At 64.5% G+C, this 18,095-nt stretch carries 16 protein-coding genes; 6 read left to right on the forward strand and 10 right to left on the reverse strand.

Annotated elements, in window-relative coordinates; all coding sequences use genetic code 11:
- Positions 1-61: 61 nt before the first annotated feature.
- The 4 genes from nadD to CAL13_RS07950 all read right to left on the reverse strand — a co-directional run bounded on the left by nadD (position 62) and on the right by CAL13_RS07950 (position 3,719).
- On the reverse strand, positions 62-652 hold the full coding sequence (nadD, locus tag CAL13_RS07935) for a nicotinate (nicotinamide) nucleotide adenylyltransferase (protein ID WP_086056923.1): 591 nt from the start codon (positions 650-652) through the stop codon (positions 62-64).
- Positions 649-1,563, reverse strand: a complete 915-nt coding sequence (hemF, locus tag CAL13_RS07940) for an oxygen-dependent coproporphyrinogen oxidase (protein ID WP_086073561.1) — start codon at positions 1,561-1,563, stop codon at positions 649-651. Before hemF ends, nadD begins: the two co-directional genes overlap by 4 nt.
- Before the next feature lie 20 nt (positions 1,564-1,583).
- Entirely contained in the window at positions 1,584-2,885 is a 1,302-nt protein-coding gene (gene purD, locus CAL13_RS07945; protein WP_086072024.1) for a phosphoribosylamine--glycine ligase, read from the reverse strand.
- Between the two features lie 99 nt (positions 2,886-2,984).
- A complete protein-coding gene (locus tag CAL13_RS07950; RefSeq protein WP_086056926.1) occupies positions 2,985-3,719 on the reverse strand; it encodes a YebC/PmpR family DNA-binding transcriptional regulator in 735 nt (244 codons plus the stop codon).
- 169 nt (positions 3,720-3,888) lie between these two features.
- Here CAL13_RS07950 and CAL13_RS07955 point away from each other — a divergent pair, with 169 nt between their 5' ends.
- Positions 3,889-5,418 (forward strand): helicase HerA-like domain-containing protein, encoded by a 1,530-nt coding sequence (locus tag CAL13_RS07955; RefSeq protein WP_086056927.1) that lies wholly within the window; start codon positions 3,889-3,891, stop codon positions 5,416-5,418.
- Positions 5,419-5,448: 30 nt separating this feature from the next.
- On the opposite strand, the gene CAL13_RS07960 is transcribed toward CAL13_RS07955, so the two are convergent.
- Complete coding sequence (locus CAL13_RS07960; protein ID WP_086072025.1) at positions 5,449-6,816, reverse strand: aspartate aminotransferase family protein; 1,368 nt, start codon at positions 6,814-6,816, stop codon at positions 5,449-5,451.
- Positions 6,817-7,078: 262 nt separating this feature from the next.
- On the opposite strand from CAL13_RS07960, the gene CAL13_RS07965 reads away from it, so the two are divergent.
- Both CAL13_RS07965 and CAL13_RS07970 read left to right on the forward strand, forming a co-directional pair.
- Positions 7,079-8,146: a tartrate dehydrogenase gene (locus CAL13_RS07965; protein WP_086056929.1), complete on the forward strand. Its 1,068-nt coding sequence runs from the start codon at positions 7,079-7,081 to the stop codon at positions 8,144-8,146.
- A 319-nt stretch (positions 8,147-8,465) separates the two neighbouring features.
- Positions 8,466-9,476, forward strand: a complete 1,011-nt coding sequence (locus CAL13_RS07970) for a hypothetical protein (protein WP_232467791.1) — start codon at positions 8,466-8,468, stop codon at positions 9,474-9,476.
- Positions 9,477-9,550: 74 nt separating this feature from the next.
- Here CAL13_RS07970 and CAL13_RS07975 read toward each other — a convergent pair whose 3' ends face one another.
- The 4 genes from CAL13_RS07975 to CAL13_RS07990 all read right to left on the reverse strand — a co-directional run bounded on the left by CAL13_RS07975 (position 9,551) and on the right by CAL13_RS07990 (position 14,435).
- Entirely contained in the window at positions 9,551-11,170 is a 1,620-nt protein-coding gene (locus CAL13_RS07975) for a DHA2 family efflux MFS transporter permease subunit (protein WP_086056930.1), read from the reverse strand.
- The gene (locus tag CAL13_RS07980; RefSeq protein WP_086072026.1) at positions 11,167-12,357 is read right to left on the reverse strand and encodes an HlyD family secretion protein; all 1,191 of its coding nucleotides are present in this window, start codon (positions 12,355-12,357) and stop codon (positions 11,167-11,169) included. The genes CAL13_RS07975 and CAL13_RS07980 overlap by 4 nt, the downstream gene beginning before the upstream one ends.
- Positions 12,358-12,376: 19 nt before the next feature.
- Entirely contained in the window at positions 12,377-13,816 is a 1,440-nt protein-coding gene (locus CAL13_RS07985) for an efflux transporter outer membrane subunit (protein ID WP_086072027.1), read from the reverse strand.
- A 139-nt stretch (positions 13,817-13,955) separates the two neighbouring features.
- Positions 13,956-14,435 carry a MarR family winged helix-turn-helix transcriptional regulator gene (locus tag CAL13_RS07990; RefSeq protein WP_086056933.1) on the reverse strand — a complete coding sequence of 160 codons (480 nt, stop codon included), beginning with the start codon at positions 14,433-14,435 and terminating at the stop codon, positions 13,956-13,958.
- Between the two features lie 166 nt (positions 14,436-14,601).
- On the opposite strand from CAL13_RS07990, the gene CAL13_RS07995 reads away from it, so the two are divergent.
- The 3 genes from CAL13_RS07995 to CAL13_RS08005 all read left to right on the forward strand — a co-directional run bounded on the left by CAL13_RS07995 (position 14,602) and on the right by CAL13_RS08005 (position 16,986).
- Positions 14,602-15,555, forward strand: a complete 954-nt coding sequence (locus CAL13_RS07995; protein ID WP_086072028.1) for a DMT family transporter — start codon at positions 14,602-14,604, stop codon at positions 15,553-15,555.
- Positions 15,556-15,626: 71 nt separating this feature from the next.
- Positions 15,627-16,619: a quinone oxidoreductase family protein gene (locus CAL13_RS08000; RefSeq protein WP_086072029.1), complete on the forward strand. Its 993-nt coding sequence runs from the start codon at positions 15,627-15,629 to the stop codon at positions 16,617-16,619.
- A gap of 151 nt (positions 16,620-16,770) precedes the next feature.
- The gene (locus tag CAL13_RS08005; RefSeq protein WP_086072030.1) at positions 16,771-16,986 is read left to right on the forward strand and encodes a YgdI/YgdR family lipoprotein; all 216 of its coding nucleotides are present in this window, start codon (positions 16,771-16,773) and stop codon (positions 16,984-16,986) included.
- Between the two features lie 71 nt (positions 16,987-17,057).
- On the opposite strand, the gene CAL13_RS08010 is transcribed toward CAL13_RS08005, so the two are convergent.
- Positions 17,058-18,083 (reverse strand): class 1 fructose-bisphosphatase, encoded by a 1,026-nt coding sequence (locus tag CAL13_RS08010; protein WP_086072031.1) that lies wholly within the window; start codon positions 18,081-18,083, stop codon positions 17,058-17,060.
- Between the last annotated feature and the right edge of the window lie 12 nt (positions 18,084-18,095).

The raw sequence follows: 18,095 nt of genomic DNA on the forward strand, positions 1-18,095 counted from the left end.
GCCGGTTTCATCGGCTGTTCCGGCCGCGCGGACCCGTGCAAGCCGGCAGCGCCCGGATGATTCAATCGTGGTAGAGGCGATGCGCGCGTATGTAACGGGATACCGGCTCGGCAAGCAGGCCGTCCACCGGCAAATCATGTGCCAGCCGGTCGCGGATCGCCGAGGCCGATACGGGCATTTCGGCGAAGGGCAGGGTTTCCACCTGCCGCCCCTGAGCAGCCAGCCGCTGCGCCAGTTCCGCGGGCGGCGTCGATGGCGCGCCAGGCCGGGTGGCGACGGCCAGATCGACTCGATCCGCGATGCCCTGCCATTCGCGCCAGGAGCAGAAATTGGCAAGCTGGTCCGTACCGAGCAGCCAGACGTAGCGCCGGTCCGCAGGCAAGGCCCGAATGGTCTCGATTGTGTAAGTGGGGCCGCCGCGGTCGATTTCGGTGGTGTTCAGCACGAGACCCGGCTCGCCGGCGATGGCCAGACGGATCATTTCGCACCGTTGCGCCGGCGTCGCCCGCAAGGGGCCGCGCTGCCAGGGCGAGGCGGCGGGAATCAGTTCTACCCGCTGCAGATCCAGTGCGTGCAAGGCCGTGCGGGCCAGAGCAAGGTGCGCCACGTGGATGGGGTCGAAGCTGCCGCCGAGCAGGCCGATGCGTTTCAAATCCAATCTCTTGCGGTAAGGAAGCCGGCCAGCGCCGCTTCCGGCGAGCCCGGTTCCGGGTGCCAGTCGTAGCGCCAGTGCGCGACGGGCGGCATCGACAGCAGAATGGATTCCGTGCGGCCGCCGGATTGCAGGCCGAAAAGCGTCCCGCGGTCGTAGACCAGGTTGAATTCGACGTAGCGGCCGCGGCGGTATGCCTGAAATGCCCGTTCGCGCTCGCCGTAGGGTTCCTTGCGGCGCAGCTCCACGATGGGCATGTACGCTGGCAGGAAAGCGTCGCCGACATCGCGGGTCAGGGCAAAGCAGGCGTCGAAGTCGGGCTCGTCCAGATCGTCGAAAAAGACGCCGCCCACGCCGCGCGCTTCGGCCCGGTGCTTCAGGTAGAAATATTCGTCGCACCATTTCTTGAAACGCGGGTAGTAGTCCTCGCCATGGGGGGCAAGCGCGTCCCGGCAGGTGCGGTGAAAATGCCGCGCGTCCTCCTCGAACGGATAGTAGGGCGTCAGGTCCATGCCGCCGCCGAACCAGAACGCCGTCGTTTCTGCGCTGTGCCGCGCGGGCGCGGCGAACATCCGCACGTTCATGTGGACGGTCGGAACATAGGGATTGCGCGGATGCAGGACCAGCGACACCCCCATGGCCTGCCAGGGCCGGCCAGCCAGGTCCGGGCGGCGCGCGCTGGCCGAGGGCGGCAGGCTTTTGCCCATGACGTGGCTGAACAACACCGCGGCGCGCTCGAACACATGGCTGTTTTCGATCATCCGCGAAACGCCCCCGCCGCCCTCCGCGCGCTGCCAGGCATCGGTGCGGAAAGTCGCGCCATCGACCTGCTCCAAGGCGGCGACGATGCGGGCTTGCAGGCCCGTGAAGTATTCACGCGCGCGGTCCGGATCGGGTGTGCCGGCGACCATGGAAGAGGAGGCCGGCGCCATCATGCTGCCTTGGGTTTCGCCGGGCCGCGTTTCAGCGCCCGCCAGCCGATGTCCGTACGGTACTGCCGGCCGTCGAAAGCGATGCGGTCCACCGTCTCGTAGACCCGCTCCCGTGCCATGCGCACCGAATCGCCCAGCGCCGTGACGCACAGCACCCGTCCGCCGGCGGTCGTGATTCTGCCGTCATGGGCCCGCGTGGCCGCATGGAATACCATGCAATCGCTGGCGTCCTCCGGCAAACCGGTGATGGTGTCGCCGGTGCGCGGCGTGCCCGGATAATTGTGCGCGGCCAGAACCACGCCCAGCGCCGTGCGGCGGTCCCAGACGATGTCCGCCTGGTCCAGCGTGCCGGCGATGGCATGTTCCACCACATCCACGAAATCACTCTTGATGCGCATCATGATGGGCTGCGTTTCCGGGTCCCCCATGCGGCAATTGAATTCCAGCACCTTGATGGCGCGATCCGGGTCGTCGCCGGATGCGATCATCAGGCCCGCGTAAAGGAAGCCCGTGTAGGGCAGCCCGTCGCGCGCCATGCCCTGCACCGTGGGCAGGATGACTTCCCGCATGATGCGGTGATGCAGTTCTGGCGTTACCACCGGCGCGGGCGAATAGGCGCCCATGCCGCCCGTATTCGGACCCTGGTCGCCGTCCAGCAAGCGCTTGTGGTCCTGGCTGGTGGCCAGCGCCAGGACGTTGCGGCCGTCCACCATGACGATGAAGCTGGCCTCTTCGCCTTCCAGGCATTCCTCGATGACGACGCGCGCGCCGGCCGCGCCGAGCGAGCCGTCGCCCAGCATGGCGTCCACCGCCGCGTGCGCCTCATCGAGGGTGGTGGCAACCACCACGCCTTTCCCGGCCGCCAGCCCGTCGGCCTTGATGACGATGGGGGCGCCTTCCTGATCGATGTAGGCGTGCGCCTGGGCGGGGTCGCTGAAGGTCTGGTAGCGCGCGGTGGGTATGTTGTGCCGCACCATGAAGGCTTTGGCGTAATCCTTGGAGCTTTCCAGCTGGGCCGCCGCCTTGGTTGGCCCGAAGATTTTCAGGCCGCGCGCGCGGAAGATGTCGACCACGCCGGCCGCCAGCGGCGCTTCCGGCCCGACGACGGTAAAGGCGACGCCTTCGCGCTGGACGAAGTCGGCCAGCTCTTCGGCGCTGGTGAACGGTACGTTTTGCAAACTGCCGCGTTGCGTGCCGCCGTTGCCGGGCGCCACGAAAACCTTATGGACGCGCGGGGACTGCGCCAGTCGCCAGGCGAGGGCATGTTCGCGGCCGCCCGAACCGATAACCAGGAGTTTCATAGTCGATGGATAGGATGAATGTAGGCGCGAGGGCAGAACCGCGGGCCGCTGGGGCTGTGCCCCGGTGTTGCAAGCCCGCCGGTGGCGGGCCGGCGGGAATCATGCGTCGGTTTCATCGAGGACGGCCGTGGTGTAGACCTCCTGGACGTCGTCCAGCGCTTCCAGGGCGTCGAGGAGCTTCTGCATCTTGACGGCGTCTTCGCCTGCCAATTCGGTTTCGTTCAACGCTTTCATTACGACGCCTTCGACCTCGGCCTTCAGGCCGGCGGCTTCGAAGGCCTGCTTCAGGGCGGCGTAGTCCGCCGGCGCGCTGATGACTTCTATCACGCCTTCGGAATCGGTGGTGACGTCTTCCGCGCCCGCTTCCAGGGCGGTCTCCATGACCTTGTCTTCCGGCGTGCCCGGCGCGAAGATGAATTGGCCGCAGTGCTTGAACATGAAGGCGACGGAGCCTTCCTGGCCCAGATTGCCGCCGTTCTTCGAAAAGGCGTGGCGGACTTCCGCGACGGTGCGGGTGCGGTTGTCCGTCATGCAATCCACGATGACGGCTGCGCCGCCCACGCCATAGCCTTCGTAGCGGACTTCCTCGTAATTGTCGCCGTCCGCGCCGCCGGCGCCGCGCTGGATGGCGCGCTGGATGTTGTCCTTGGGCATATTGGCGTCGGTGGCCTTGTCCCAAGCCAGGCGCAGCCGCGGGTTGCTTTCCGGGTCAGGGCCGCCCGCCCGCGCGGCGACGGTGATTTCTCGGATGATCTTGGTCCACAGCTTTCCCCGCTTGGCGTCCTGGCGACCCTTGCGGTGCTGAATATTGGCCCATTTACTGTGTCCGGCCATGGCTTCTCGAATAGGAGTGAGGCAAAGGGCAGGTATTTTAACTTGCCGTCCTCCCCGCTGGCGTCACCGCCGGCTTGCAAGCCTCGACGCCCGGATAGAGAATGGCCGCGCCGGAAGGCGTTACGCCGGCCGGCGCACCAGACCGCAACAATCTTCTCCGGAGTCCGCCATGTCCGACAATGCCACCCCTGTTCCGCCGCTACCGATCGCCCGGCACGACGGTCAGGACATTCTGCTGCTTCCCGGCATGGCGAACCGGCATGGATGCATCACCGGGGCCACCGGCACCGGCAAGACTGTCACGCTGCAGGTGTTGGCCGAGCATTTCTCGCGAATCGGCACGCCGGTATTCATGGCCGACGTGAAGGGCGACCTGACGGGAATTTCCCAGGCGGGCAACCCTACGCCCAAGCTGCGCGAACGCCTGGCCGCGCTGGGACTGGCCGAACCGGCCTGGGGCGCCTCGCCGGTCATCATGTGGGACGTCTTCGGGGAACAGGGCCATCCTGTCCGGGCGACCGTTTCCGATATGGGGCCGCTGCTGCTGTCGCGCATGCTGGAACTGAACGACACGCAGGAAGGCGTCCTCAACCTGGTGTTCAAGGTCGCGGACGACGAAGGTTTGCTCCTGCTGGATCTCAAGGACCTGCGCGCCATGCTGCAAAGCGTGGCGGACCGCGCGGCGGCGCTCAAGACGCGGTATGGCAACGTCTCGGCCGCCACGGTGGGCGCGATCCAGCGCGGGCTGCTGGCGCTCGAATCGCAGGGGGCGGACGCCTTCTTCGGCGAGCCGATGCTCGACGTGGCGGACCTGATGCGCGTCGATGCGCAGGGCCGCGGGGTGGTCAGCATCCTGGCGGCGGACAAACTCATGCAGGCGCCCCGGCTGTACGGCATCTTCCTGCTGTGGCTGCTTGCGGATCTGTACGAAAAACTGCCCGAGGTCGGCGACCCGGACCAGCCGCGGCTGGTCTTTTTCTTCGACGAGGCGCACCTGCTGTTCAATGATGCGCCGCGGGCTCTGCTGGAAAAGATAGAACAGGTAGTGCGTTTGGTGCGATCCAAGGGCGTCGGCGTCTACTTCGTTACCCAGAACCCGCTGGATATCCCCGAAGCGGTCCTGGGACAGCTGGGCAACCGGGTCCAGCATGCGCTGCGCGCCTTCACGCCGCGCGACCAGAAAGCGGTGCGGACGGCGGCGCAGACGATGCGGCCCAATCCGGCCTTCGATATGGAGCAAGCCATCACGGAGCTGGGCGTCGGCGAAGCGCTGGTCTCGCTGCTCGATGCAAAGGGGCGGCCCGATATCACGCAGCGGGCGTGGATTGCGCCGCCGGCCGGCCGGATCGGTCCGGCCACCCCTGCCGAGCGGCAGTCGCTCCGCACGACTTCGCCCGTGCAGGGCAAGTACGAACAGCAAATCGATCGGGAGTCGGCTTATGAAGTGCTGGCGGGGCGAGCCGCCAAACCGGCCGGCGACGATGCCGATGCGCCTGGAGGCGGAACGCCGCCCGCCACGGGCAAGGAGGCGGGCGGTTTCATGGACGGGCTGGGCGACGTGCTGTTCGGATCCACCGGCCCGCGCGGCGGGCGCCGGGATGGCGTTGTGCAGACCATGGCCAAAACGGCGATGCGTTCCGTTGCGCGCGAACTGGTGCGCGGCGTTCTGGGCTCCCTGTTGGGATCGCGGCGCCGCTGAGGCGCCGCCTCCGGGCGGAGGCGGCTGCCGTCAGCCTACGACGTGGCGGGTCACATCTTCCAGCGTACGCTTGAAGCGGGACACCATGTCCCGCACTTCCTCCGGCGTGATGATCAACGGCGGGCAGAACGCGACAGTATCCTGGATGCCGCGGATGATAAGGCCATGCGCATGCGCCTGTTCGTAGGCGTACCCGCCTGCCTTGCCCAAGGGATCGAAGGGGCGTTTCGTCGCCTTGTCGGCGACCAGTTCCACGCCGGCAATGAGGCCCACGCCACGGACCTCGCCGATCAGCGGATGGTCAGCCATGGCGCGCAGTTCGCTTTGCAGGACTTCTCCCGAGCGTGCCGCGTTTTCCACCAGCCTGCGCTCTTCGATCAGATTCAGGTTCTCCAGCGCCACCGCCGTGGCTACGGGATGTCCGCTGGCGGTGTAGCCGTGACCCAGCGTCCCGACGCGGCCGCTGTTTTCGGCGATGACCTCGTGCACGCGCGGCGACAGCAGGACGGCGGCCAGGGGCATATAGGAAGAGGTGATCTGCTTGGACAGCACCATGATGTCCGGCTCGATGCCATAGGTTTGCGAGCCGAAGAAGGTGCCCAGCCGCCCGAATCCCGTAATGACCTCGTCGGCGATCACCAGAACGTCGTACTTGCGGCAGACGGCCTGGATCTTCTCCCAATACGTGCGCGGAGGCACGATGACGCCGCCCGCGCCCATCACCGGCTCCCCGATGAATGCGGCCACCGTTTCCGGACCTTCCTGGACAATCAGGGTTTCGAGTTCGGCCGCCATGCGCGTGGCGAAATCTTCCTCTGTTTCGCCCGGATTGGCGTTGCGGTAATGGTGCGGACAGGCGGTGTGCCTGATCTGCGGCAGCGGCAGATCGAAATCGCGATGATTCCCCGGCAAGCCCGTCAGGCTGGCGGATGCCACCGTAACGCCGTGGTAGCCGCGATGCCGGGCGATGATCTTCTTTTTTTGCGGGCGCCCCAGTGCATTGTTGTAGTACCAGACGAACTTGATCACCGTGTCGTTGGCTTCGGAACCGGAGTTGGTGAAGAAAGCGCTCGACATCCGGCCCTGCGTATAGCCGATCAGGCGTTCAGCCAGCGCAATCGAGGGTGAATTCGATTTATGGGTGAACGTGTGATAGTAGGGGAGCTTGGCCATTTGGCGCGATGCCGCCTCGACCAGGCGGGGCTCGCCGAAGCCCACGGCCACGCTCCACAATCCAGCCATGCCTTCCAGGAACTTGTTGCCCTGGTCGTCGTAGACATAGATGCCTTCGCCGCGCTCGATTACCCGCGGACCCACGGTACGGTGCTTGACCGCGTTGGTGTAAGGGTGAAGCTGGTGACGTATGTCCTGTTGGTGGGAGTCGGGCGTGATCGGCATGGGAATTCCGGAAGAGTCGAGGAGGGTGGGCCGTGGCAATCCTGGTGCGCGCTTTCGCACCGCGCATGTCCGACATAGTATCCGTCCGCGCCACGTCCGTGAACGGACCGGCGTTGCCGGCTTTGCGCCATGCAAGGGTCGGATCCGGCCCGCTTGTGTTGCCGCGTCATGGCCGCTGGCCGATAATGGCCCCCGCGCGTCCGTAAGCGGCGGCGCCGCCGGATCGGGCGGCACGATCACAATCGAATCATGGAGACGGCCAGTGGCTGACAAACACAGGATCGCGGTAATTCCCGGGGACGGTATTGGAAAGGAGGTCGTCCCTGAAGGGCTGCGCGTGCTGGATGCGGCGGCCGCCAAATTCGGCATCCAGTTCCAGTGGGACCATTTCGACTGGAGTTGCGACTATTACGCCAAGCACGGCAAGATGATGCCGGACGACTGGGCGGCGCAGATCGGCGGCCATGAAGCCATCTTCTTCGGGGCCATCGGGTGGCCTGAAACCGTGCCGGACCATGAGGCGCTGTGGGGATCGCTGTTCCGCTTCCGGCGGGACTTCGACCAATACATCAATCTGCGGCCTGTGCGGCTGATGCCGGGCGTGGTCTCGCCACTGGCGAACCGCAAGCCCGGGGATATCGATTTCTTCATCGTCCGCGAAAATACCGAAGGCGAATACTCGAACAGCGGCGGCAAACTCTTTGCGGGCACCGAGCGCGAAGTCGTGATCCAGGAGAGCGTTTTCACCCGCGTCGGCGCGGAACGCGTCCTGAAGTTCGCGTTCGAACTGGCGCGCAAGCGGGGCAAGCATCTGACCGCGGCGACCAAATCCAATGGAATTTCCATTTCCATGCCGTGGTGGGATGAGCGGGTGGCGGAAATGGCGCAGCGCTATCCCGACGTGCGCTGGGACAAGTACCACATCGACATCCTCTGCGCGCACTTCGTGCAACGGCCGGATATGTTCGACGTGGTGGTGGCGTCCAACCTGTTCGGCGATATTCTGTCGGACCTCGGTCCCGCCTGCACCGGCACCATCGGCATCGCGCCTTCGGCCAATCTGAATCCGGAACGAAAATTCCCGTCGCTGTTCGAACCCGTCCACGGTTCGGCGCCCGACATCTACGGCAAAGGTATCGCCAACCCGATCGGCCAGATCTGGAGCGGGGCGCTGATGCTGGATTTCCTGGGTTATCCCGAAGCGTCCGCCGCCGTCGTCGCCGCGATCGAGCACGTGCTGGCCAACGGCCCGCGCACGCCGGATATGAAGGGCGACGCCCGCACCGAAGACGTCGGGCGCGCCGTCGCCGAACGCGTGGCCGCGATGTAAGGTATGGCGGCAGTCGCCTGCCGCGCCGCAACAAAACGTAATTAGTGCGTGTACGGGGCAGTCGAGGCGACCCCGCGACGTGCGGCGCGGCCTGGTTCGAGCTTCCGGAAAGGCAGAGCGCCTTGTAAGCGGGTTTTCCCCTGCAAGTTTGTAAATTCCGATGGAAATTCAACCTATTGGAAGCGCTGCGGGGGTATAGTCTGATTGCCGCGGTGCGCGCTGCGGCGTTACATCTCCCGCGACTGCGGCCCGCTCACGGGAACATTTTTGTACTTTTGGTTTTTTTCGTTCGGGTTTGGCATTGTTATCTTCCACAGGTTTGGCTGTCGACAACGCGGAGTCCCTGGTTACGGGAAAGGTTTCCGATCAACCGGAAGCCGGCAGCGCCGTTGCGTCGGGCAATGACACGGTAGGCGACAAGCCGCTCGACCGTTTCTGGCGCAAATGCTATGCGCTGTTTCGTAGCCGCAGGATGCAGCACAATCGCCATCTCTGGCCGTATGTGTCGATCCGCCGTGACGAGCAGGGCGCCATCTCATCGTTCTCCGCCTTCGGACGCCCGGTGCCGTTGACGCCCCTGTCTCAGGCATTCCACGAACAGCACGACGAAGTACACCTTATCCTGAGCGGCCCTTCGGTGGCCGAGATCGCGTACGATCGCCTGCCCATGCAGGCTGCGATGGGGGTCAACGGTTCGATCTCGCTCGCAAGGCAGTTCGATATCCCGTTCAAGTACTACTGCGTGATCGATCAGAATTTCGTGCGGCGCCGGCTCGACCTGATGCGCGAAGTCGTCGACCGCGAGCTCACGCTGTTCGTTACCCCCGATGTGCTGCGGTACATGGTGCAGGGCCTGCCCACGCCGGAACGCTACCGGTGCCGCATCTGCGTCATTGAAGTCGTGTCCGAGCGCGCTTTCCAGCCGCATTGCCGGCCCGAAGAACTGACCGCGATGGCCAGGAAAAACCCCGCGATGTCGCTGTTCGATCCCCGGCGTTCATTGGGATACAGCTTCGATCTGGCCAGCGGCGTGTTCGACGCGGACACGGTCGCCTATGCCGGGCTGCAAATCCTGGTGGCTGGCGGCGTGCGGCGCATTTACATGCATGGCCTGGATCTCGGCTTTTCGGGCGCCCGGCGTTTCTACAAGGAAGCCCGACCAGAAAACAGCCGGCTGGTGCGCAATTTCGACCGCCTGATCGAGCCGTCTTTTCTGCACGCGGCCGCCCTGTTGAAGGAGCGCGGCGTGCATCTGTTCAATCTGTCCATGAACAGCGCCCTGTCCGATCGCATCATTCCCAAGGTCGACTGGCGCAATCTCGTTTCCTGAGCCAGACGGACCGGCGCGCAGCCCTCCGGCGAGATGCACGGCGCAACGCGGCCTGCGCCGCGCCGTGTGCGTACTCAGTGGGCGCCCGCCGCTGCCTCCGTGGCGCCGGCATCCTTGGCGCGCGCGGGACGCGCGAACCAGACCAGACCCGTCAGCAACAGGAAGACGATCGCCGAGCCGTAGAACACGTCCAGCGCCGACATCGTGAAGGCCTGGGTGTCCAGCATGCCATTCAGCGCCTGCAGGGCCTGGTCCGCAGTCATCCCGGCGCTGTGCAAAGCGTCCATGACGGGGCCGTAGGCATGAGCGCCAGGGTGTGCCGCTTCGGTCAAGTGCGCATGGTGCATGGTGGCGCGATTCTCCCAAAGCGTCGTCGCGATGGAGGTGCCGAACGCGCCCGCGGTGAGCCGGCAGAAGTTGGACAGGCCCGCCGCCGCCGGTATGCGCCATGGCTCCAGCCCCGACAAAGTGATCGAGGTCAACGGCACGAAGAACGCAGCCATGGCGGCGCCTTGAATGACCGTGGGCACCATCAACGCGCCGATGTCGGTCTGCGGCGTGAAGCTCGATCGCATGTAGCAGACAAGGGCGAAGACGATGAAGGCGAACGTGACAAGCTGGCGGGGATCGCGGGTTGCCAGCATGCGGCCCACCACCGGGGTCAGGGCGATAGCGAGGATTCCCACTGGCGCGGTGACGATACCGGCGTCCGTGGCGGTGTAGTTCATATTGCTTTGCAGCCACAGCGGCAGCAGCACGACGTTGCCGAAAAACACGCCATAGGCGATGGCGAGCGTCGCGGCGCCGATCGTGAAATTGCGGCCCTTGAAAAGCCGCAGATCGACGATCGGATGCGCCTCGGTCAATTCCCAGATGATGAAGAACACGAAAGCGACCACGACCACGACGGCCAGCGTCACGATGGTTGAGCTTTCGAACCAGTCCAGCTCCTTGCCCTTGTCCAGCATGACCTGCAGCGCGCCCACCCAGACCACCAGCAGCACCAGGCCTGTCTTGTCGATGGGCAGCTTGTGCGTCACCGATTCCCGGTCGCGGTAGATGCGCCAGCTGAACCAGGCGGCCACCAGACCCACCGGCACGTTGATGTAGAAGATCCACGGCCATGTGTAGTTGTCGGAAATCCATCCGCCCAACAGGGGGCCGGCCACTGGCGCCACCAAGGTCGTCATGGCCCACACCGCCAACGCCATGCCGGCCTTGTGTTTGGGAAAGCTCGCCAGCATCAGGGTCTGCGACAACGGGATCATGGGCCCGGCGACGGCGCCTTGCAGTACGCGGAACGCGATCAGGGCTTCCAGCGTGGGCGCGAAACCGCACAGCCACGACGCCAGCACGAACAGCAGCGTGGAGGCCAGAAACAGCCGAACCTGCCCGAAGCGCTGCGTCAGCCATCCGGTCAGCGGCACCGTGATCGCGTTGGCCACGGCGAAGGAGGTGATCACCCACGTGCCCTGGCTGGTGCTGACCCCCAAGTCGCCGGAGATGGTTGGAATGGACACGTTGGCGATGGACGTGTCCAGCACGTTCATGAACACGGCCGTCGACAGCGCGATCGACCCGATTATCCGCGCGCTGCCTTCCAGGGGAGGGTAGGTGCGCGGCGCGGGTGCGGCATTACCGGGCGCTTCCGGTTCCTGCTTCGGGGCCGGTACGGCATTGCTGGAAGGATTCATCTTGCAAGATTGGCTTCGATGATTTTCTGGATCAGAACTTCGGCCTGCTGGTGGTCAGGTTCGAAGGCCCGGGTGGCCAGCGCCGGTTCCGTGCGTTGCGATTGCGTCACGGCCGCGCCTTCCTGAGACCGCAGGTCGACTTCGACGTCCATGGACAGGCCAATACGCAGGGGATGTGCCTTGAGCTCTTCCGGATCCAGCGCGATGCGGACGGGCACGCGCTGCACGACCTTGATCCAGTTGCCGGTGGCGTTCTGCGCCGGCAGCAGCGCGAAGGCGCTGCCCGTCCCCGCGTCAAGGCCGACAACCTTGCCGTGGTAAGTGACGCTGCCGCCGTACAGGTCGGCAGTCAGCTTCACAGGCTGACCGACACGCATGTCACGCAGCTGGCCTTCCTTGAAGTTGGCTTCCACCCACACCTGGTCCAGCGGCACGACGTTCATCAGCGTGTTGCCGGGTGCGACGCGCTGGCCCACCTGGACGCTCCGGCGCGCCACCATGCCGGTGACGGGGGCAGGCAGCACCGTGCGGGAGCGGGCCAGCCAGGCATTGCGCAGTTCCGCTTCCGCCTCGCGCACGTCCGGGTGGTTTTCCACCGTGGTGCCATGGGTGAGCGCCTGGTTGGTTTCCAGCTTGGCCTTGGCGGCTTCCAGCGCAGCCTTGGCCTGCGCCAGACCGGATTCCGCCGCCTTCAGCGTGGTCTGGGCATGCAGGATTTCCTCGCCGCTGACGCCGCCCGATTTGGCCAGCATCTGACGGCGGGCGAAGTCGCTGCGGGCGCGGGTCAGGTCGGCCTGCGCGCGCTCGACGTCAGCCTGGCGCACCGCCACGTCGGCGGCCAGCGCATCGTTCTGCACGAACAACGTGCGCACCTGGCGCACCGTCTGCGCGAGCTTGGCTTCCGCCTGCTGCAGGGCGATGTCGGTGTCCGAGGGATCAAGCCTGATGAGCGGAGCGCCCGCGGTGACCGTCTCGGTGTCGTCCGCTTCGATGGCGACGACCGTACCGGGCACCTGGGGGGTGATCTGGACCAGGTTGCCATGTACGTAGGCGTCGTCGGTGCTCTCGAAGTGCGAGCCGACCAGCCACCACCATGCGCCGTATGCGATGGCGATGAGCACGAACACCGCCGTTGCGATGAGCATCAGGCGCTTGCGTTTGGGGTTCGAGGTTTGAGGGGCGTTCATGACGTCAGAGTCCGGTTCTTCAATGGGTGGTGTTTGCATTCGCCGGGGCCTGGGCCACCGTGGCGTCATCGGATGGGGCGACGTAGCCGCCGCCCAGCGCGTTGGCGAGATCGGCGTCGAGCTTGTAGGCGCGGTAGCGCAAGTCGGTTTCCCGCCGTGCCTGCGCCAGCACATCGTTCTGCGCAATCAATACCGTCAGGTAATTGCCCAGCCCGGCCTTGTACCGGTTCACGGCAAGCTCATATGCCGCGTCAATGGATTCGCGTGCCTGCCGTTGCTCCGCCGTCTCGCGGCCGATCAGGCGCAGCGCATCCAGCGCATCGGCAACCTGGCGCACCGCGTCCAGCACCGTCTGGTTGTAGTCCGACACCGCCAGATCAGCGTCCGCGCGCCGCCCCGCCAGATTGGCGTTCAGTTCGCCGCCATGGAAGATGGGCAGCGAGATCGCGGGGCCGATGGAAGCCGTGCGGCTGGCCGCTTCCAGCAGGTTGTTGGTGCCCAGCGCCTGGAAGCCGATAAAGGCCGTCAGGTTGACGTTGGGATAGAACTGGGCCTTGGCGACGTCGATGGTGCGTCGTGCCGCTTCCGCTCGCCATCGTGCGGCTGCCACGTCCGCGCGGTGACCGAGCAGTTCGAGCGGAACCGCGGCGGGGATGCCGCCGGCCGGCACGGTCAGCGTCACGGGCTGCAGGCTTTGCCCGCGTTGCGGCCCGGCGCCCGCCAGCGCCGCGACCTGATTGCGCAACTGCGCCAGCGTTGTCTCGATCTGCGTCAGTTCGACCTTTGCCTGTGAAAGCTGGGATTCCGCCTGCTTGACTTCCACCTGGGTATCCAGGCCCGCGCCGAAGCGCTGCCGCGTAATCGACAGCGTTTCCTCGCGCTGCGCGATGATGCGTTTGAGCACTTCACGCTGGGCAAAGGCGTTCTGCAGGCTCAGGTAGCTTTGAACCATGGCGCTCGACAGCATGGTGCGCGCCGCCTGCCTGTCAGCCTCGGCGGCTTGTTCGCGCGACAGCGCCGACTGCAGGGCGGCGCGGTTCTTTCCCCAGAAATCCAGCTCATAGCTGAAGTCCAGACCCAGGCGGGTGTCGCTCTGGACCGACCCCGCGAGCGGCTCGGGATAAATGTAGTTCTCGGACATCCGTTCGCGCGTCAGCGAATAATTGGCGTCCACGCGGGGGAAGAGGGGGGCGCGGGCGCCCCGCACGGCGGCATTGGCCTGCGCCAGGCGGGCCTGGGCGGACGTCATGGACGGGTTGTTCGCCAACGCCTCCTGGACCAATGCGTTCAGCTGCGGGTCGCCGTAGCGCTCCCACCACTGGGTTGTCGGCCAGGCAGGCGCCTGATCGCTCAGGCCCAGCTTCTGTCCCGATAGTTCGGGCACGGCGTCCGGGCCTTTGTCCATGAATGCGCAACCGCTCAAGGCGATCACGACCAGTAAACTCGATAGGCGTTTCATAGCTTTGACTTCGCGATACGGAATCCGGGCCCCGGCATACCCGGGCAGCGGCTTTAAGTTTCTTGTCAACTTGCTGACTGTTTACTTACTGACTAGTCAAGTATCTTGGCGGACAATGGCCGGGGCAGGCGCCGGCCGGTCATGACCTGCCCGGCGGCACGGGCGCCGATCCGTTGGCCAGCATGCGGCGCATGAAGTGCATGAGCATCGCGACTTCGGCTTCGCTGAAGCCGCGCAGGTAGTGATTCACGGTGCGCGCGATATTGGCCGGAATGTCACGGGCGATGGCTTGTCCTTCCTCGGTGAGCTCGATGCGCACCACGCGGCGATCCTGCTCGCTGCGCTGCCGGCGCACCAGCTTCTTTGCCTCGAGCCGGTCGAGCGTACGGGTCATTGCGCCGGTGTCCACGCCGTTCAGCCGAGCCAGCTCCGCCGCCGTGTCCGCGCGGCCCAGTGCGATCATGGCCACGGGGCGCCATTGGGTGGCGGTGAGGCCTAGCGGCGCCATTTCCTGGTCCAACGCCCGGTTCATGGAGTTGTAGACCATCTTGATGAGGTAGCCGGGGTTGTCCTCAACCCGGCTGCGATCGCAGCGATAAAGAGGGGAATCTTCTGACATGGCAGTAGTTGCATTGCGCGTGGACGTAAATTTAGCTGCCTAGGCAACTACTGTCAAGGGTGCGATCGTGCCGTTCGGCCGACTTGCCACGCCGATATCGCGCCTTTGTCACGGCCGCGAAGAAAGAGGGTGCAAATCCCCCGACCCCAACCATAAAATCGCTGCCATGAATTCCACCGTCGTCACGCCGGCCGCAGCCGGTCTATCCAGCCGCGCCGTCGGCTTCCTGTTGGCCGCCCTGGGCGCAATTTTGTTTTCCGGCAAAGCCATCGTCGTCAAATTCACATATGCGTACGGCGTTGACGCTGTGACACTTATCGCCTTTCGCATGCTTTTCTCCCTGCCGTTCTTCGCGGTGATCGGGTGGCTGCAGGCGCGCCGCGCGCGGCGCGGGGAGATTCCGGTCCTGACGGGGCGGGAACGCATCAAGGTCGTCCTGCTCGGGCTCATCGGCTATTACCTGTCCAGCTTCCTGGACTTTCTTGGCCTGCGCTATATCAGCGTGGGCCTGGAGCGCCTCATCCTGTTTCTGTCTCCGACGCTGGTGCTGCTCATCACGGCGTTCTGGCTGAAGCGCCCCATTGCGTCGCGCCAATGGCTGGCCTTGCTGTTGTCCTACGCCGGCGTGGTGCTGGTCTTTGCCCACGATATGGCGCAGACGGGCCACGATGCGGTGCTCCTGGGCTCGGCATTCGTGTTTGCGTCGGCGTTGACCTATGCGTTGTATCTGATCGGTTCAGGCGAACTGGTCAAGCGTGTGGGTTCGACCAGGCTGACCGCGTATGCCATGTCCGTATCCAGCATTGCGTGCCTGATCCAGTTTTTCCTGCTGCATCCTGCTTCGACGCTCGTGCAGCCCGCCGGCTTTTACGGCTTGTCCTTCATACATGCCACTCTCAACACCGTCCTGCCGGTTTTCATGATCATGGGCGCAGTTTCGCGGATCGGTCCGCCGCTTGCCGCCCAGCTTGGCATGCTGGGGCCGGTGTCGGTGCTGTTCCTGGCTTTCTGGTTTCTTGGCGAGCCCATCACCGCCTGGCAATTGGCGGGGACGGCGCTCGTATTGGCGGGTGTTTTCGTATTGTCCGGACGCAGCCGGGCGGCCGGCAGGCCGGCCTGATCTTCTCGCGCGAATCGCCACCGTTTATCGACCCATTCATTCACGACAAACGCAAAAGAAAGGAGCGTCGTATGGCCAGCAATACAGTCAAGGCAATCCAGCTGGAGGCGCATGGCGGCCCCGAAGTGCTGAAGCTGGTGGACGTGGAGGTTTCTCCTCCCGCGCCCAATGAAGTGACGGTCCGCCAGCACGCTGTGGGACTGAACTTCATCGATATCTATTACCGCACCGGCTTGTACCCCCATCCTTTGCCGCACGGCCTGGGTTTCGAGGCCGCCGGCGTGGTAGAGGCGGTCGGCAGCGATGTTGCGCACATCAAAAAGGGCGACCGCGTGGCATACGGCCAGAGCCCGTTAGGCGCCTATGCGGAAATGCGCAACGTGCCGGCCAATAACGTCGTCAAGTTGCCGAAAGGGATCGCGTTCGATGAAGCGGCTGCGATGATGCTCAAGGGACTGACGGTGCAGTATCTGTTCCGCCAGACCTACCGCCTGCAGGGACACGAGACGATTCTGTTCCACGCCGCGGCTGGAGGTGTCGGTCTGATCGCGTGCCAATGGGCGCGGGCCTTGGGCGTCAAGCTCATCGGCACCGTATCGAGTCCGGAGAAGGCCGAACTTGCTCGCGAACATGGCGCATGGGAAACCATCGACTATTCGCGCGAGAACGTCGTCGAACGGGTTCTCGAGCTGACCAATGGCAAGAAAGTGCCGGTCGTGTATGACGGCGTGGGCAAGGACACCTGGGAAACTTCGCTCGATTGCATCGAACCGCGCGGGCTGATGGTGAGTTTCGGCAATGCCTCCGGCCCGGTGACCGGCGTCAACGTGAATATCCTCAATCAAAAAGGCTGCCTGTACCTGACCCGCCCGTCGCTTGGCCCGCACGTCAATACGCCGGAGAAGCTCAAAGCCGCTTCCGACGAATTGTTCGACCTGGTGCTGAAGAAAAAGATTCGCATGCGTATCGACCAGCGTTTCCCGCTTGAGCAGGCCGCAGAGGCTCACTCCGCGCTGGCTTCCCGTAAAACGACCGGGGCGACCGTTTTGATGCCGGCCGGCTGACGCTGGCCGCCGGCAGCGCGCGCTCGCTGCCGGCGCATCGCCCCGGTTTGAACCGGATTAACAGACGCTCGCATTTTCTGCACATCCGGTCACCACTGGCCGAGGCCTGCTTCGATACATTGGGTCTGTCCCTCACGAAAGGAGATACGACATGACCAAGAAGTCGATGGTTTTGGCGCTTGTTGCAGCGGGCGTTCTGGCGGGATGTTCGTCGCCTTCCGTTGTGCAGACCAAGGACGGCTCGCAGATCGTGACGCCGGACAAGCCCGAGTACGATAAAAAGTCCGGGATGTACCAGTACGAGAATAACGGCAAGGATGTGCAGATAAACAAGGACGAAGTCCGCTCCATTCAGGAGGTGAAATAACTTCTGCCGCCCTGGAGTAAAAAAAACGGCGCCCCAGTCTGCCTGGGGCGCCGTTTTTTTGAAGATTGCGCCTACTGCGCAGTGTCGTGCTCGCGATGGTAACGAGCCACCGTCTCCACTTCATTGCGCGAACCCAGTATCACGCTGACGCGCTCGTGCAGCTGGGACGGCTGGATATCCAGAATGCGCCGCTTGCCATCGATGGCCGCGCCGCCGGCCTGTTCGACGATGAAACTCATCGGGTTGGCTTCGTACATCAGCCGCAGCTTGCCCGGCTTGGAGGGTTCACGCGCATCCCAGGGGTACATGAAAATGCCGCCACGGGTGAGGATGCGATGCACGTCGGCGACCATGGAGGCCACCCACCGCATATTGAAATCCTTGCCGCGCGGACCGGTCTTTCCCGCCAGGCAATCGTCGATATAGCGCTTCACGGGCGGCGCCCAATGACGCATATTCGACATATTGATGGCGAATTCCTTCGTGTCGGCCGGGATCTCCAGCTTTTCGTGCGTCAGCACCCACGAACCCATCTCCCGATCCAGCGTGAACCCGACCACACCCGCGCCCACGGTCAGCACCAGCATGGTCTGCGGCCCATAGACCGCGTAGCCGGCGGCGACCTGCTGGCTTCCGGGCTGCAGAAAATCCTTCTCCGTGACGGGCTGACCGGGCTCATTCTGATGCGGCGCATGCAGCACCGAGAATATCGTGCCGATCGATACATTCACGTCGATATTGGAGGACCCGTCGAGCGGGTCGAACAGCAACAGGTATTCGCCTTTGGGATAGCGATTCGGAATGGGATGTATCGTTTCCATCTCTTCGGACGCCATCGCCGCAAGGTGGCCCCCCCATTCGTTTGCTTCCAGCAGGACCTCGTTGGACATGACGTCCAGTTTTTTCTGGACTTCGCCCTGGACGTTTTCGGTGTCAAGGCTGCCGAGCACCCCGCCGAGCGCCCCTTTGCTGACCGCGTGGCTGATGGTTTTGCAGGCGCGGGCCACCACTTCGATCAGCAGCCGCACTTCGGGTTTTACGATCTGGGCCTGGCGCTGCTGTTCCACCAGGTATTGGGTCAGGGTTTTACGTTTCAAGCGACTCTCCTA

It is taken from the genome of Bordetella genomosp. 9 (assembly GCF_002119725.1).
GTDB lineage: Bacteria > Pseudomonadota > Gammaproteobacteria > Burkholderiales > Burkholderiaceae_B > Bordetella_C.

What these genes read in the sequence shown, in the direction of transcription:
- hemF (WP_086073561.1), bottom strand. Translation starts at nt 1,563, where the DNA reads ATGGTCGCCGGCACACCCGATCCGGACCGCGCGCGTGAATACTTCACG.
- purD (WP_086072024.1), bottom strand. Translation starts at nt 2,885, where the DNA reads ATGAAACTCCTGGTTATCGGTTCGGGCGGCCGCGAACATGCCCTCGCC.
- CAL13_RS07950 (WP_086056926.1), bottom strand. Translation starts at nt 3,719, where the DNA reads ATGGCCGGACACAGTAAATGGGCCAATATTCAGCACCGCAAGGGTCGC.
- CAL13_RS07955 (WP_086056927.1), top strand. Translation starts at nt 3,889, where the DNA reads ATGTCCGACAATGCCACCCCTGTTCCGCCGCTACCGATCGCCCGGCAC.
- CAL13_RS07960 (WP_086072025.1), bottom strand. Translation starts at nt 6,816, where the DNA reads ATGCCGATCACGCCCGACTCCCACCAACAGGACATACGTCACCAGCTT.
- CAL13_RS07975 (WP_086056930.1), bottom strand. Translation starts at nt 11,170, where the DNA reads ATGAATCCTTCCAGCAATGCCGTACCGGCCCCGAAGCAGGAACCGGAA.
- CAL13_RS07980 (WP_086072026.1), bottom strand. Translation starts at nt 12,357, where the DNA reads ATGAACGCCCCTCAAACCTCGAACCCCAAACGCAAGCGCCTGATGCTC.
- CAL13_RS07985 (WP_086072027.1), bottom strand. Translation starts at nt 13,816, where the DNA reads ATGAAACGCCTATCGAGTTTACTGGTCGTGATCGCCTTGAGCGGTTGC.
- CAL13_RS07990 (WP_086056933.1), bottom strand. Translation starts at nt 14,435, where the DNA reads ATGTCAGAAGATTCCCCTCTTTATCGCTGCGATCGCAGCCGGGTTGAG.
- CAL13_RS07995 (WP_086072028.1), top strand. Translation starts at nt 14,602, where the DNA reads ATGAATTCCACCGTCGTCACGCCGGCCGCAGCCGGTCTATCCAGCCGC.
- CAL13_RS08000 (WP_086072029.1), top strand. Translation starts at nt 15,627, where the DNA reads ATGGCCAGCAATACAGTCAAGGCAATCCAGCTGGAGGCGCATGGCGGC.
- CAL13_RS08005 (WP_086072030.1), top strand. Translation starts at nt 16,771, where the DNA reads ATGACCAAGAAGTCGATGGTTTTGGCGCTTGTTGCAGCGGGCGTTCTG.